Source organism: Arthrobacter sp. ERGS1:01, from assembly GCF_001281315.1.
GTDB lineage: Bacteria > Actinomycetota > Actinomycetes > Actinomycetales > Micrococcaceae > Specibacter.
In genome coordinates this window covers 3,241,134-3,253,963 of sequence record NZ_CP012479.1, presented here as the reverse complement: position 1 = coordinate 3,253,963, position 12,830 = coordinate 3,241,134, and the positions used below count along the sequence as shown (strand labels likewise).

16 protein-coding genes are annotated in these 12,830 nt (G+C 64.2%); 15 read left to right on the top strand and 1 reads right to left on the bottom strand.

Annotated elements, in window-relative coordinates:
* Window positions 1-38 precede the first annotated feature (38 nt).
* The 15 genes from AL755_RS18670 to glmM all read left to right on the top strand — a co-directional run bounded on the left by AL755_RS18670 (window position 39) and on the right by glmM (window position 12,346).
* A complete protein-coding gene (locus AL755_RS18670; protein WP_054012282.1) occupies window positions 39-761 on the top strand; it encodes a glycerophosphodiester phosphodiesterase in 723 nt (240 codons plus the stop codon).
* The gene (locus tag AL755_RS18665; protein ID WP_192841638.1) at window positions 762-1,730 is read left to right on the top strand and encodes a carbohydrate ABC transporter permease; all 969 of its coding nucleotides are present in this window, start codon (window positions 762-764) and stop codon (window positions 1,728-1,730) included.
* Window positions 1,727-2,689 carry a carbohydrate ABC transporter permease gene (locus AL755_RS18660; protein WP_082369416.1) on the top strand — a complete coding sequence of 321 codons (963 nt, stop codon included), beginning with the start codon at window positions 1,727-1,729 and terminating at the stop codon, window positions 2,687-2,689. Before AL755_RS18665 ends, AL755_RS18660 begins: the two co-directional genes overlap by 4 nt.
* 55 nt (window positions 2,690-2,744) lie before the next feature.
* Window positions 2,745-4,103 (top strand): ABC transporter substrate-binding protein, encoded by a 1,359-nt coding sequence (locus tag AL755_RS18655; RefSeq protein WP_054013192.1) that lies wholly within the window; start codon window positions 2,745-2,747, stop codon window positions 4,101-4,103.
* An 86-nt stretch (window positions 4,104-4,189) separates the two neighbouring features.
* Window positions 4,190-5,134, top strand: a complete 945-nt coding sequence (locus AL755_RS18650; protein WP_192841636.1) for a P1 family peptidase — start codon at window positions 4,190-4,192, stop codon at window positions 5,132-5,134.
* 233 nt (window positions 5,135-5,367) lie between these two features.
* Window positions 5,368-5,589: a translation initiation factor IF-1 gene (gene infA / locus AL755_RS18645; protein ID WP_009358723.1), complete on the top strand. Its 222-nt coding sequence runs from the start codon at window positions 5,368-5,370 to the stop codon at window positions 5,587-5,589.
* A 29-nt stretch (window positions 5,590-5,618) separates the two neighbouring features.
* Entirely contained in the window at window positions 5,619-5,732 is a 114-nt protein-coding gene (gene rpmJ, locus AL755_RS18640; protein WP_011775570.1) for a 50S ribosomal protein L36, read from the top strand.
* Window positions 5,733-5,921: 189 nt separating this feature from the next.
* Window positions 5,922-6,299 (top strand): 30S ribosomal protein S13, encoded by a 378-nt coding sequence (gene rpsM, locus AL755_RS18635; protein WP_054012280.1) that lies wholly within the window; start codon window positions 5,922-5,924, stop codon window positions 6,297-6,299.
* Between the two features lie 47 nt (window positions 6,300-6,346).
* Window positions 6,347-6,748: a 30S ribosomal protein S11 gene (gene rpsK, locus AL755_RS18630; RefSeq protein WP_054012279.1), complete on the top strand. Its 402-nt coding sequence runs from the start codon at window positions 6,347-6,349 to the stop codon at window positions 6,746-6,748.
* 155 nt (window positions 6,749-6,903) lie between these two features.
* On the top strand, window positions 6,904-7,914 hold the full coding sequence (locus tag AL755_RS18625) for a DNA-directed RNA polymerase subunit alpha (protein ID WP_054012278.1): 1,011 nt from the start codon (window positions 6,904-6,906) through the stop codon (window positions 7,912-7,914).
* An 88-nt stretch (window positions 7,915-8,002) separates the two neighbouring features.
* Window positions 8,003-8,518: a 50S ribosomal protein L17 gene (gene rplQ, locus AL755_RS18620; protein ID WP_054012277.1), complete on the top strand. Its 516-nt coding sequence runs from the start codon at window positions 8,003-8,005 to the stop codon at window positions 8,516-8,518.
* Between the two features lie 106 nt (window positions 8,519-8,624).
* Complete coding sequence (truA, locus tag AL755_RS18615; protein WP_237762549.1) at window positions 8,625-9,533, top strand: tRNA pseudouridine(38-40) synthase TruA; 909 nt, start codon at window positions 8,625-8,627, stop codon at window positions 9,531-9,533.
* A gap of 225 nt (window positions 9,534-9,758) precedes the next feature.
* Window positions 9,759-10,202: a 50S ribosomal protein L13 gene (rplM, locus tag AL755_RS18610; protein WP_054012276.1), complete on the top strand. Its 444-nt coding sequence runs from the start codon at window positions 9,759-9,761 to the stop codon at window positions 10,200-10,202.
* A 37-nt stretch (window positions 10,203-10,239) separates the two neighbouring features.
* The gene (rpsI, locus tag AL755_RS18605; RefSeq protein WP_082369415.1) at window positions 10,240-10,755 is read left to right on the top strand and encodes a 30S ribosomal protein S9; all 516 of its coding nucleotides are present in this window, start codon (window positions 10,240-10,242) and stop codon (window positions 10,753-10,755) included.
* 244 nt (window positions 10,756-10,999) lie between these two features.
* Complete coding sequence (gene glmM, locus AL755_RS18600; RefSeq protein WP_054012275.1) at window positions 11,000-12,346, top strand: phosphoglucosamine mutase; 1,347 nt, start codon at window positions 11,000-11,002, stop codon at window positions 12,344-12,346.
* Window positions 12,347-12,417: 71 nt separating this feature from the next.
* Here glmM and mscL read toward each other — a convergent pair whose 3' ends face one another.
* Window positions 12,418-12,810 carry a large conductance mechanosensitive channel protein MscL gene (gene mscL, locus AL755_RS18595; protein ID WP_054012274.1) on the bottom strand — a complete coding sequence of 131 codons (393 nt, stop codon included), beginning with the start codon at window positions 12,808-12,810 and terminating at the stop codon, window positions 12,418-12,420.
* Window positions 12,811-12,830: the final 20 nt, after the last annotated feature.

Genomic DNA, 12,830 nt, shown 5'->3' with positions numbered 1-12,830 from the left:
AGTTCGGTAGCGGGAAGACCAATGAGGAGCACGCGGATATGCGTATCTATGCCCATCGGGGAGTCTCCGCACACCTTCCGGAAAACACCCTCGCCGCCTTCTCGAAGGCACTTGAGCTTGGCATCGACGGCATCGAACTGGACGTCTACCTGTCCGCGGACCGGGTTCCCGTGGTCATCCACGACGACACGGTTGACCGGACCACCAACGGCACCGGACCGATCTCCGACTTCACCGCCCGGGAACTTGGCCTGCTCGACGCCGGCGGCGCCCAGCACGTGCCCACCCTGGACGAGGTCCTGGCCCTTGCCGCCGGTAAGGCACGCGTCAACATCGAGCTCAAGGACGCCACCGCCGTCGCGACCGTCCTGGACGTGGTTGGCGCACACCCCGGGCTTGACTGGTTCGCGTCCTCGAGTGACTGGGATGCATTGGTCGAACTGGCCGGGCTGGCCCCGGACGGCGACTGCTATCCGACCACCCTGGGGCTCTCCCTTGAGCCGGGTGGCCCGGGCGGAGTGCGTGAGGCCATCGACTTTGCCCTGGCACATGGCGGCTCGGGAATTTCCATCTGGGAGGGATCGTTGGACGGGCCCGCCGTCGAGGACGTCCATGCCTGCGGCCTTGAGGTGTGGGCCTGGACCGTCAACGACCCCGGGCGGGCGCAGGAACTCACGGACCTTGGCGTTGACGCGCTCTGCACCGACGATCCCGAACTGATCCGCAGCGCCCTGCTCCCGTCCACCGCACCGGGCCGCTAGATGGCCACCTTGCAAGGAGCCCCGCGAGGCACCCGACGCGCGCCGTACGCCGGCACCCCGGGAACGCCCGCAAACCGCAGGAAAGGGGCCCTTTCGCCGAGGGCGCGCCGCGACGCGTGGGTGTTCCTCGCCCTGGCCCTGCCCAACCTGTTGCTGATCGCGTTCTTCACCTACCGGCCGCTGATCGCGAACATGTACTACTCCACCCTGGATTGGACGCTGGGATCCGCGGACGCCACAGTGGTGGGGCTGGGCAACTACCTTGAATTCTTCACCTCGGCGGATGCCCCGGCCGTGCTGGGCGCCACGGCGGTCTTCACGGTGGCCACCGTGGGCGGGTCCATGCTCCTGGGGATGCTCGTGGCCGTGGCACTGAATCAGAAGGTGCCCGGGCGCACCCTGGCCCGCTCCGCGGTGTTTGCCCCCTATGTGCTTTCCGGCGTGGGCGTGGGCATGGTCTGGCTGTTCATCTTCGATCCCGTCTACGGGGTGCTTTCCTGGGTGCTCCGCGGAATCGGCATGGCCAGCCCGCAGTGGATCAACGACCCCAAGCTCTCACTCGTCATGGTCATCATCGTGTACGTGTGGAAGAACCTGGGCTACTGCGCCGTGGTCTATCTTGCCGGCCTGCAGTCGATGCCCCAGGACGTCATGGAGGCCGCCGCGCTCGACGGCGCCGGCCCGTTCCGGCGGTTCCGCTCGGTGACGTTCCCGTTGCTATCACCCACCACCTTCTTCCTGCTCATCACCACGCTGCTGGGCTCCCTGCAGGCCTTCGACATCATCAAGATCATGACGCCCACCGGCAACGGCACCGGCACGCTGATCTTCGAGGCCTACCTGCAGGCGTTCGGCGCCTACAACCGGGCCGGCTACTCGGCGGCCATCTCCGTGGTGCTGTTCGTGCTGTTGCTGATCATGACGGGGCTGCAACTGCGGTTCGTCGAACGAAAGGTGCACTACGCATGAGCACCAAGACCGCCACTGCCGCCACCACTGCCCAAGCCAAGGCGGGGCGCGCCAACACGGCGCAGGCCGGCACGGGCCGGGCCGGTAAGGGCCACCCCGCGCCACGGCGCCGGAACCATCCGCTGTCCCCGGGGAACCTCTCCCGCACCATCGCCACCAGCTACCTGCCGCTGATCCTGGCAACGCTCGTGGTGGTGGCCCCGCTGGCCTGGATGGTGCTGTCCTCGCTCAAGGGACCCGGGGAAATCATCACGACGGACCTGACGGTGCTGCCGCGCAACCCGACCCTGGAAAACTACGGGCTTGCGGCGACCACGGTGCCCTTCGCCAGGTTCTTCCTCAACAGCGTCATCGTCACCGTGGTCGGCTCCACGATCAAGTGCGTCCTGGCGATCCTGACCGCTTACGCCCTGGTCTTTGTCAGCTTCCCGTTCAAACGCGTGATCTTCCTGGCCATCCTGGTGGCACTCATGGTGCCGCCGCAGGTCTCGGTGCTGCCCAACTACCTGTTCATCGCCGGCCTGGACGGCCTGAACACCTACTGGGGCATCATCCTGCCGGGGCTTGGCACGGCATTTGGCACGTTCCTGCTGCGCCAGCACTTCCTGACCCTGCCGGCGTCGATCCTGGAAGCGGCCGAAATCGACGGGGCCGGGCACTTGCGCCGGCTGTGGCAGGTGGTGGTCCCCATCTCCGGGCCCAGCATCGCCACGGTGGCGCTCGTGACGGTGGTGGGGGAGTGGAACGACTACATCTGGCCGCTCATCGTCACGGACAAGCCGGAGATGATGACCCTCCCGGTGGGCCTGACCCTCCTCGCCAACAGCGACTCCACGGCACAGGCGTGGGGCGTGCTCATGGCGGGCGCCGTCATCGTAATCGTCCCGATCCTGCTCATCTTCGCCGCCCTTCAACGCTTCATCGTCGACGGCCTCACCCAGGGCTCCGTCACCGGATAACCAACTCATCACCTCACACCCACAAGGAACGAACCAGATGAAAGAGAACATCACCATGTCACGAGCAATGAACCGCAGGAACTTCCTCACGGTCACGGGGATCGGACTGGGCGCGGCGGCATTGGCTGCCTGCGGCGGACCCAACACGGCGGGCACCGCCGCCAAGGCCTCGATCACCGACTGGTCCAAGGTGACCCCGGCCGCCAGGATCACGTTCATGTCCAGCCACCCGGGGCAGTCCGCCGACATCGAGGCCGCGCTGATCAAGGACTTCGAGGCCGCCAACCCCGGCATCAAGGTTGATCTGGTCACGGGTGGCGCCAACTATGAGGAAGTGGCGCAGAAGTTCCAGACGTCCCAGGCAGGCTCCAACGTGCCCGACGTCGTTGTGGCCTCCGATGTCTGGTGGTTCCGTTACGCCATCGCGGACACCGTGATGCCTCTCGATGAGCTCCTGGCCGCCGTGGGGGATAAGACCGAGAAGTTCAACACCACCTTGTTCGGCGACTACAAGTACGCGCAAAAGCACTGGGCCGTGCCCTTCGCCAGGTCCACCCCGCTGTTCTACTACAACAAGGACCACTTCAAGGCTGCCGGCCTGCCGGACCGCGCACCCACCACCTGGGACGAGTTCGCCACGTGGGCGCCCAAGATCCAGGCCGCCAACGCCAAGAAGTCCGGCTACCAGCACGCCTACCAGTACCCCGCCCTGGCCGGTTACGCCGGGTGGACGCTGCAGAATGTGCTCTGGGGCCAGGGCGGCGGATGGTCGAAGGAATGGACCATGACCGCCAACTCCGCGGAGTCCGTCAAGGCCCTCCAATGGGTCCAGGACACCATCGTGAAGGACGGCTGGGCCGGGGTCTCCTCCAAGGATGCGGTCTCCGACATGACCGCCGGTGCCGTCAGCGCAACCGTCAGCTCCACGGGCGACCTGGTGGGCACCCTCGCGGCCGCCAAGACGGCCGGCATGAACATTGGCGTCGGCTTCCTGCCCGGCGGGGCCGTATCCGCGTCCCCTGTCTGCCCCACGGGCGGTGCCGGCCTGGTCATCGCGGCCAAAACCTCACCGGAACGCCAGCTGGCGGCCGCAAAGTTCGTCTCCTTCGTCACCAACGCCGCCAACACGGCCCGGTTCTCCGCCGCCACGGGCTACATGCCCGTCCGCACGGATGCCGACATGACGGACGTGTTGGCCAAGACGCCGCAGATCAAGGTGGCCCTGGACCAGCTGGGCGTGACCCGCAGCCAGGACTACGGCCGGGTGTTCCTGCCCGGCGCCGACCTGGAGATGGCGAACGCGGCGGCCAAGATCATGAATGAAAAGGCCGACGTCGCCACGACACTCGGTGCGCTTCAGGACAAGCTGGAGGGCATCTACGAGAAGACCGTCAAGCCCAAGCTGAAGAGCTAATCCGCGGCGGCCGGGCGCATTTGTCCCTGTTTGGTCCTAGCATGGTCACGACGGCACCACCTCAAGAACCGTCCGAAGGACATGCCATGACCAGCAGTTCGATCACAGATGTGCCCGGTATCCGCGTGGGGCAGGCGCAACGCCAGGGGGACGGCTGGCTCACGGGCGTCACCGTGGTCCTGCCGCCCGCCGGCACCATCGGTTCCGTCGACGTCCGGGGCGGGGGCCCCGGCACGCACGAAACCGACGCCCTGGACCCCACCACCATGGTTTCCACCGTCGACGCCGTGGTGCTGACGGGCGGCAGCGCATACGGCCTGGCCGCCGCAGGGGGAGTGCAGCGCTGGTGCGAGGAGAACGGGCGCGGCTTCCCCGTCCCCGGCGGCGTGGTGCCGATAGTGCCCGCGGCAGCCATCTTCGATCTGGGCCGCGGCGGCGACTTTGCCGCCCGCCCCGGCCCGGACATGGGCTACGAAGCCGCCCTGGACGCGGCCGGCTCGGCGGAAGGGGCCGACGTCGACCGCGGCACCGTGGGAGCCGGCACCGGCGCGGCCCTGGGGTCGGGTAGGTTCAAGGGCGGCCTCGGCACCGCGGCGGTCCGGCTGGGCGGCGACAACGCCGCCGTCGTGGTTGGTGCGTTGGCTGTCGTCAACGCCGCGGGCATCCCCTGGCAGCCGGGCACCCGGGCGCCCGAGCCGGGAACCGGCCTGAACACGACGCTGGTGGTGGTGGCGACCAACGCCGTCCTGACCGTTGCCGAAGCCAAACGCACCGCCACGGCCGCCCATGCCGGCATGGCCCGGGCACTGAACCCCGTCCATACCCTCGCCGACGGCGACACCATCTTCACCCTCGCCACCTGCCAGGTTCCCTTGGTGCCCCACCCCCTGGTGCCCGTCGCGGCCATGATCGAACTCCAAAGTGCCGCCGCCGAGGCCGTGCGCCTGGCGATCCTTGACGGGGTGGCCCGCGCCACAGCGGTGGAAACGCCGGCCGGCTCCTGGCAACCGTTCCCCTCCGGACCGGCTTAAAGCCACAGTTGACGCACAGTGGGTCAATTTAACATATTTGCCACTATGCCGTAGAGTTGGTTGTTGGTTGTCTGTGCCCGGAGTAATCCAGGGCGCGCCGCGCTGGTCCTGTGCGAACGGGGGATGGTGTCGGTGCATTCGGACGAGCAACAAATGAGTAGTAAATCCAAAGCCAGTCCTGCTGTGTCCAATCCGGGCCAAACAGGGTTGGCGCAACAAAGTTAGCGGAGGATATGGCCAAGAAAGACGGGGTCATTGAGATCGAGGGCGTTGTGACTGAAGCGCTGCCCAACGCGATGTTTCGTGTTGAGCTGACGAACAAGCACATCGTTCTTGCCCATATCTCAGGAAAAATGCGCCAGCACTACATTCGTATCCTTCCTGAGGACCGAGTTGTGGTGGAGCTGAGCCCTTACGACCTCACCCGTGGTCGTATCGTCTACCGCTACAAATAACTACAACTGCAATCACGCAAAGGAATGCCATGAAGGTCAAGCCGAGCGTCAAGCAGATCTGCGACAAGTGCAAGGTGATTCGCCGTAACGGTCGAGTCATGGTGATCTGCGAGAACCCGCGCCACAAGCAGCGCCAGGGCTAATTTCCTCTTCCTTGAGGAAATACCCGGGCAGCCGCTCACGTAAGTACATATAAATAAGGCAGCACAAGTTGGTCGAAGGCGGAATGTTCCGCAACCGGCCAACGGACCCCCGGTCGGAGGCCGGGGCCGCATTGTGAATTATGCGGGTGTACTGTCTACGACCTCCGGTTTACACAAGGAGCAGCCACTATGGCACGTCTCGCTGGCGTAGACCTTCCCCGCGAAAAGCGGTTGGAAGTAGCGCTTACATACATCTACGGCGTGGGCAAGACCCGTGCAAAGAAAGTTCTCGCCGACACGGGGATCTCCCCGGACGTCCGCGTCAAGGACTTGACCGACGCTGAACTCGTTCAGCTGCGTGACAACATCGAGGGTAACTACAAGGTTGAGGGTGACCTTCGCCGCGAGGTTGCAGCCGATATCCGCCGCAAGGTTGAAATTGGCAGCTACCAGGGTATCCGCCACCGTCGCGGCATGCCCGTGCACGGCCAGCGCACGAAGACCAACGCTCGTACCCGCAAGGGCCCGAAGCGCACCGTCGCAGGCAAGAAGAAGGCCGGCCGCTGATTTTCAGCGTTAGCCGTCCCCTCAATAAACTTTCGTAGGAGAATAAAATGCCCCCAAAGACTCGTGGAGCGGTTCGTAAGCCGCGTCGCAAGGATAAAAAGAATATTGCGCTGGGCCAGGCGCACATCAAGAGCACCTTTAACAACACCATCGTTTCCATCACGGATCCGAACGGTGCCGTCATCTCGTGGGCCTCGGCCGGCGAGGTTGGCTTCAAGGGCTCACGCAAGTCGACTCCGTACGCCGCACAGATGGCTGCTGAAGCAGCTGCCAAGCGCGCACAGGAGCACGGCCTGCGCAAGGTTGACGTTTTTGTAAAGGGTCCGGGCTCGGGCCGCGAAACGGCTATCCGTTCGCTGCAGGCTGCTGGTCTTGAGGTTGGCTCCATTCAGGATGTCACCCCCAGCGCCCACAACGGCTGCCGTCCGCCCAAGCGCCGTCGCGTCTAAGGACTTCATGCTGCGTTAGTTGGCCTTCCCCCCATGCCCCGGTATCAACCGGTCGGTTGCGGGGAGGGCCAACTTCGCCGCCGTTAAGTCCTCAGCCGTCATTTCCACTACCTGTGTTGCGTCATATAGCGGATGCTCGCTGAAAGGAAACCCCAGTGCTCATTGCACAGCGCCCCACCCTCTCTGAAGAAGTAGTTTCCGAAAACCGGTCCCGGTTCGTCATTGAACCGTTGGAGCCCGGCTTCGGCTACACCCTGGGAAACTCCCTCCGTCGGACCCTGCTGTCCTCCATCCCCGGCGCTGCTGTCACCAGCATTCGCCTGGATGGCGTCCTGCACGAGTTCACCACGGTTCCCGGTGTGAAGGAAGATGTCACCGAGATCATCCTGAACATCAAGGGCTTGTCCGTATCCAGCGAGCATGACGAGCCCGTCGTCGCCTACCTGCGCAAGCAGGGTCCCGGCGTCGTCACGGCTGCCGACATCGCCCCGCCGGCCGGTGTGGAATTCCACAACCCGGACATGCACATTGCCACGCTGAACTCGAAGGGCAAGTTCGAACTCGAACTGACCATCGAGCGCGGCCGCGGCTATGTTTCGGCAGCACAGAACAAGAGCGCGGATTCCGAGATCGGCCGTATCCCGGTTGACTCCATCTACTCTCCCGTTCTGAAGGTGACCTTCCGCGTGGAGGCCACCCGTGTCGAACAGCGCACCGACTTTGACAAGCTGATTGTCGACGTAGAGACGAAGCAGGCCATCTCCCCGCGGGATGCCATCGCCTCTGCCGGCACCACGCTGGTTGAACTCTTCGGCCTGGCCCGCGAGCTGAACACCGCGGCTGAAGGCATCGAGATCGGCCCGTCCCCGACGGACGCCGCCCTCGCCGCCGACATGGCCCTGCCGATCGAGGACCTGGACCTGACGGTCCGTTCCTACAACTGCCTCAAGCGTGAGGGTATCCACTCCGTGGGTGAACTCGTTGCTCGCTCCGAGGCTGACCTGATGGACATCCGCAACTTTGGTGCGAAGTCCATCGACGAGGTAAAGGCAAAGCTGGTTGAACTGGGTCTGTCCCTGAAGGATTCCCCTCCAGGATTTGATCTGGCCGCCCGTGCCGCAGCCATTGATGAGAACGACGACGCCTACGGCGACGACGAACTCTAAAGACGAACAACCATATTTTTAGCCGGCCGTAAGCGGACACAGTCGATGTGACCGATTGCGGTTCGGCTGACACTTGAGGAGAAACACCATGCCTACCCCCACAAAGGGTCCCCGCCTCGGAGGCGGAGCGGCTCACGAGCGCCTGATGCTCGCGAACCTTTCTGCTGCTCTGTTCGAGCACAAGCGGATCACCACCACGCTGACCAAGGCCAAGCGCCTGAGCCCCTACGCAGAGCGACTGGTAACTTTCGCAAAGCGTGGGGACCTGGCTTCGCGTCGCCGCGTTCTCGGCCTGATCAGCGACAAGGGCATCGTCCACGAGCTGTTCACCGACATCGCCAAGGCTGTGGAGAACCGCGACGGCGGCTACACCCGCATCACCAAGATTGGCAACCGCAAGGGCGACAACGCCCCCATGGCCGTCATCGAGCTCGTTCTGGAACCGGTCAGCGCCAAGCAGGCCGTCGTGAAGGAAGCAACCGCTGCCGCCGCCAAGGCTGCCCCGGTTGAAGAAGCACCGGTTGAGGAAGTTGTTGAGACCGAGGTTGTGGCTGAGGAAGCCGCTGCCGAGGTTGAAGAAGCAACCGCCGAAGAAGCCAAGTAAGGCCTAAGCGAAAGCTTTAGTTTTACGCGCAAGGACCCGCAACCCCGCAAGGGGAGGCGGGTCCTTTTGCATGCCCGGGCCTTCTTGGCCACGTAGAATTGTGGCCATGCACAACCCCGAACAGGTCCCCGCGGACCCCGCCATGACGCGGATCCGCCTCGACATCGCCTACGACGGCGGCCTCTTCAGCGGGTGGGCCGTCCAGCCAGGACTGCGCACCGTCCAGGGGGTGTTGGAGGAGGCCCTGGCCATGATCCTGCGCCGCCCCATCCGGCTCACCGTGGCCGGCCGCACCGACGCCGGCGTGCACGCCCGCGGCCAGGTCGCCCACCTGGACGTATTGGATTCGGAATGGCTTGGCCTGTGCCGCGGGCACGACGTCGACCCCGCCCACTCGCTCAAGCGCCGGCTCAACGGCGCGCTGGGACGGGTATTGGGGGAGCTGCACGGCTGTGTGGAGATCGTGGACGCATCCCGGGCCCCCGAGGGCTTTGACGCACGGTTCTCGGCCCTCTGGCGGCGCTACAGCTACCGGATTGCCGATGCCGGCACGCGCCGGGACCCGCTCCAGCGTGCCGTGACGCTGTGGCACAAACACGACCTCGACGTCGAACGGATGAACAAGGCAGCCAAGCCCCTGCTGGGCCTGCAGGATTTTGCCGCGTTCGCCAAGCCGCGCGAAGGCTCCACCACCGTGCGGACCCTGCAACGGCTCGATTTTGAGCGCGGCGCGGACAACGTGATTAATATCAACGTCCAGGCCGACGCGTTTTGCCACAACATGGTCCGGGCGCTGACGGGTGCGGCGCTGCGGGTGGGGGACGGGCGGGAGAAAACGGACTGGATGCACCAGCGCCTGCTGGCGGGCGTCAGGGACGCCAAATCGGTCCTTGCCGCCCCACACCCGCTGATCCTGGAGGAAGTCCACTACCCGGACGACGCACAAATGCATGAACGGGCCACCCTGACACGTGCCCGGCGCCTCATTCCGGACTCCGACGCCGTCCCACTTTGACCCTGGGCCCTTTTTAACGCTATCGTTGGTAGTCGTTGTGCGTGTCCTATCTCGATACCACGCGCCCGTTGGAGGTCCGGTTGCAGGACTGCCACCCAACAGGCGTGATTGAGAAGTGTATGGATAACTGGTGTTAGAGCCCTCACCTCTGTTCCGGTAAACGCATAGATAGCAGGTGTCAACCATCTGTGACACCACCTAGAACAAGAAACGAAGGCAAAAACCGTGCGTACGTATACCCCGAAGCCCGGCGATATCAACCGTCAGTGGCACATCATTGATGCCAACGACGTTGTCTTGGGCCGTCTTGCCAGCCAGACCGCAACACTGCTGCGTGGAAAGCACAAGCCGACCTTCGCTCCCCACATGGACATGGGCGATTTCGTCATCATCATCAACGCCGAGAAGGTTGCCCTGACCGGCGCCAAGCTCGAGCAGAAGCGCGCATACCGCCACTCCGGTTACCCGGGCGGTCTGTCCAGCGTGAACTATGCAGAACTGCTGGAAACCAACCCGGTTCGTGCAGTGGAGAAGGCCATCCGTGGCATGCTCCCGAAGACTTCGCTGGCAGCAGCGCAGATCGGCAAGTTGAAGGTCTACCGCGGTGCCGAGCACCCGCACGCTGCACAGCAGCCCAAGACCTTCGAAATTACCCAGGTCGCCCAGTAGTCCTGGCCACCAACCCAAATATTTATCAAGGAGAATCGTGGCTCAGAATACTGAAGAGCTGAACACCGAAGCCGTCGTGGCTGAGGAAGAAGTTTTGACCAGCTACACCAGCGAAAGCGCTGCAGCAACCGATGCAGCTCCCAAGAAGGAGCGCCCGGCCCTGACGGTTTCCGGTGCTGCTGTTGGCCGTCGCAAGCAGGCAATCGCCCGCGTCCGCGTCGTTCCCGGTACCGGCAAGTGGGTTGTGAACGGTCGCGAACTGGCCGACTACTTCCCGAACAAGCTGCACCAGCAGGAAGTTAACGACCCGTTCCGCATCCTCGACCTCGATGGTGCCTACGACGTTATCGCCCGCATCCACGGTGGTGGCCCCTCCGGCCAGGCCGGTGCCCTGCGTCTGGGCGTTGCTCGTTCCTTGAACGAGATCGACGTCGAGAACAACCGCGCCACCCTGAAGAAGGCAGGCTTCCTGACTCGTGACGCTCGCGTCATCGAGCGCAAGAAGGCCGGTCTCAAGAAGGCCCGTAAGGCTTCGCAGTACTCCAAGCGCTAATTTCAGCGCTTCACAGAAATCCCCGGTTCGCTCTGCGAGCCGGGGATTTTTGCGTCCGGGGGCCGTTGTGGTGATCCGCCCATGGCCGGCCGGCGTCCGATCACCACAATGGCCCCCGGCGCGGCGATTCCCGTCCGGAACGGGGTCCGGTCACCACAACGGCCCCGCACGGTGTTGGGCGGGCGCGGGAGCCTCACAACGGCTGTGACCATTATTTACAGTCGAATGATTTAGACTTGTCACGATGTCTAGATTATTTGGAACAGACGGTGTCCGCGGCTTGGCCAATGGCTTGCTGACGGCTGAACTCGCACTCTCGTTGGCCCAGGCGGCCGCCGTCGTGCTCGGCCACGATCAGATGAGCGAAGGCAAGCGGCCCCGTGCCGTGATTGCCCGCGATCCCAGGGCGAGCGGTGAGTTCATCGGCGCGGCTGTGGAGGCGGGGCTGGCCAGTGCCGGCGTCGACGTCTATGACGCGGGCGTGCTGCCCACCCCGGCCGCCGCATTCCTGATCGCCGACCTCGGTGCCGACTTTGGCGTGATGATCTCCGCCTCGCACAACCCGGCACCCGATAACGGCATCAAGTTCTTCGCCCGCGGCGGCACGAAGCTCCCTGACGACGTCGAGGACGCCATCGAGGCGCAGCTCCAGCACGACGCGTTCCGGCCGGTAGGCGTGGACGTGGGCCGGATCCAGCGCTTCTCCGACGCCGAGGACCGCTACATCCTGCACCTCCTTGGCACCCTGCCGCACCGCCTGACCGGCCTGAAGGTGGTCCTGGACTGCGCCAACGGCGCCGCCAGCGGCTGTTCCCCGCAGGTCTTCACCGACGCCGGCGCCGAGGTCACCGTGATTGGCGCCGATCCCGACGGCCTGAACATCAACGACGGTGTTGGCTCCACCCACCTGGAAAAGCTGCAGGAAAAGGTGCTCGCCACGGGCGCCGACCTTGGCATTGCCCACGACGGCGACGCCGACCGCTGCCTGGCCGTGGACCATGAGGGCAACGTCATTGACGGCGACCAGATCATGGCCGTCCTGGCCGTGGCCCAGAAGGAAGCCGGCGAACTCAAGGACGACGTCCTTGTCGCCACCGTGATGAGCAATCTTGGCCTGAAGATCGCCCTGCGCGATGCCGGCATCACGATCCGTGAAACCGCCGTTGGCGACCGGTACGTGCTGGAAGAAATGCGCCGCGGCGACTACACCCTCGGCGGTGAGCAGTCCGGCCACGTAATCTTCTCCGAGCACGCCACCACCGGCGACGGCCTGCTGACCGGCCTGCAGCTGGCCGCCCAGGTCGCCATGACCGGCAAGAGCCTGAAGGAACTGGCCTCGGTCATGACCAAGCTTCCGCAGGTCATGATCAACGTCAAGGGCGTCGACAAGAGCCGCGCCGCCATTGTGCCGGCCGTGAATGCCGCCGTCGCCAAGGCCGAGGCCGAACTCGGAGACACCGGGCGGGTGCTGCTGCGCCCCTCCGGGACCGAGCAGCTGGTCCGGGTCATGGTCGAGGCCGGGGACATTGAGACCGCCCAGCGCATCTGTGACGAACTTGTTGCCGTGGTCCGCACCGAATTGGCGCTCTAGGAACCATCCGGCTTAACCACATCAGGGCGGCAACTCCATTGGAGTTGCCGCCCTGATGCATGTGGTTGGTCTTATTGCCTGGAACGGAGGGCGTCACGGATTTCGGTCAGCAGTTCAACCTGCGGATCGACAGCCGGTTCGTTCGCCTTGATGCCAAGCTTGGCGTTGCGGCGGGCAATGATGTGGTTCATGGGGACCACAACTGCGAAGTAAATGGCAGCAGCGACGAGAATGAAGTTCACCAGGACCGTCAGGAACGACCCGAACAGGATGTCGTTGTGGTTGATCGTGATCTTGCCAAAGCTGTCAAAGTTGGGTGCTCCAACCAAGGCGGAGATCAACGGCATGAGTATGTTGGCGACGAATGAGTTGACGACGGCGCCAAATGCAGCGCCAATTACGACGGCGACGGCAAGGTCTACGACGTTGCCTTTCATTATGAAATCTCTGAATCCCTTTAGCATGACCCAAAAATACCGCACAA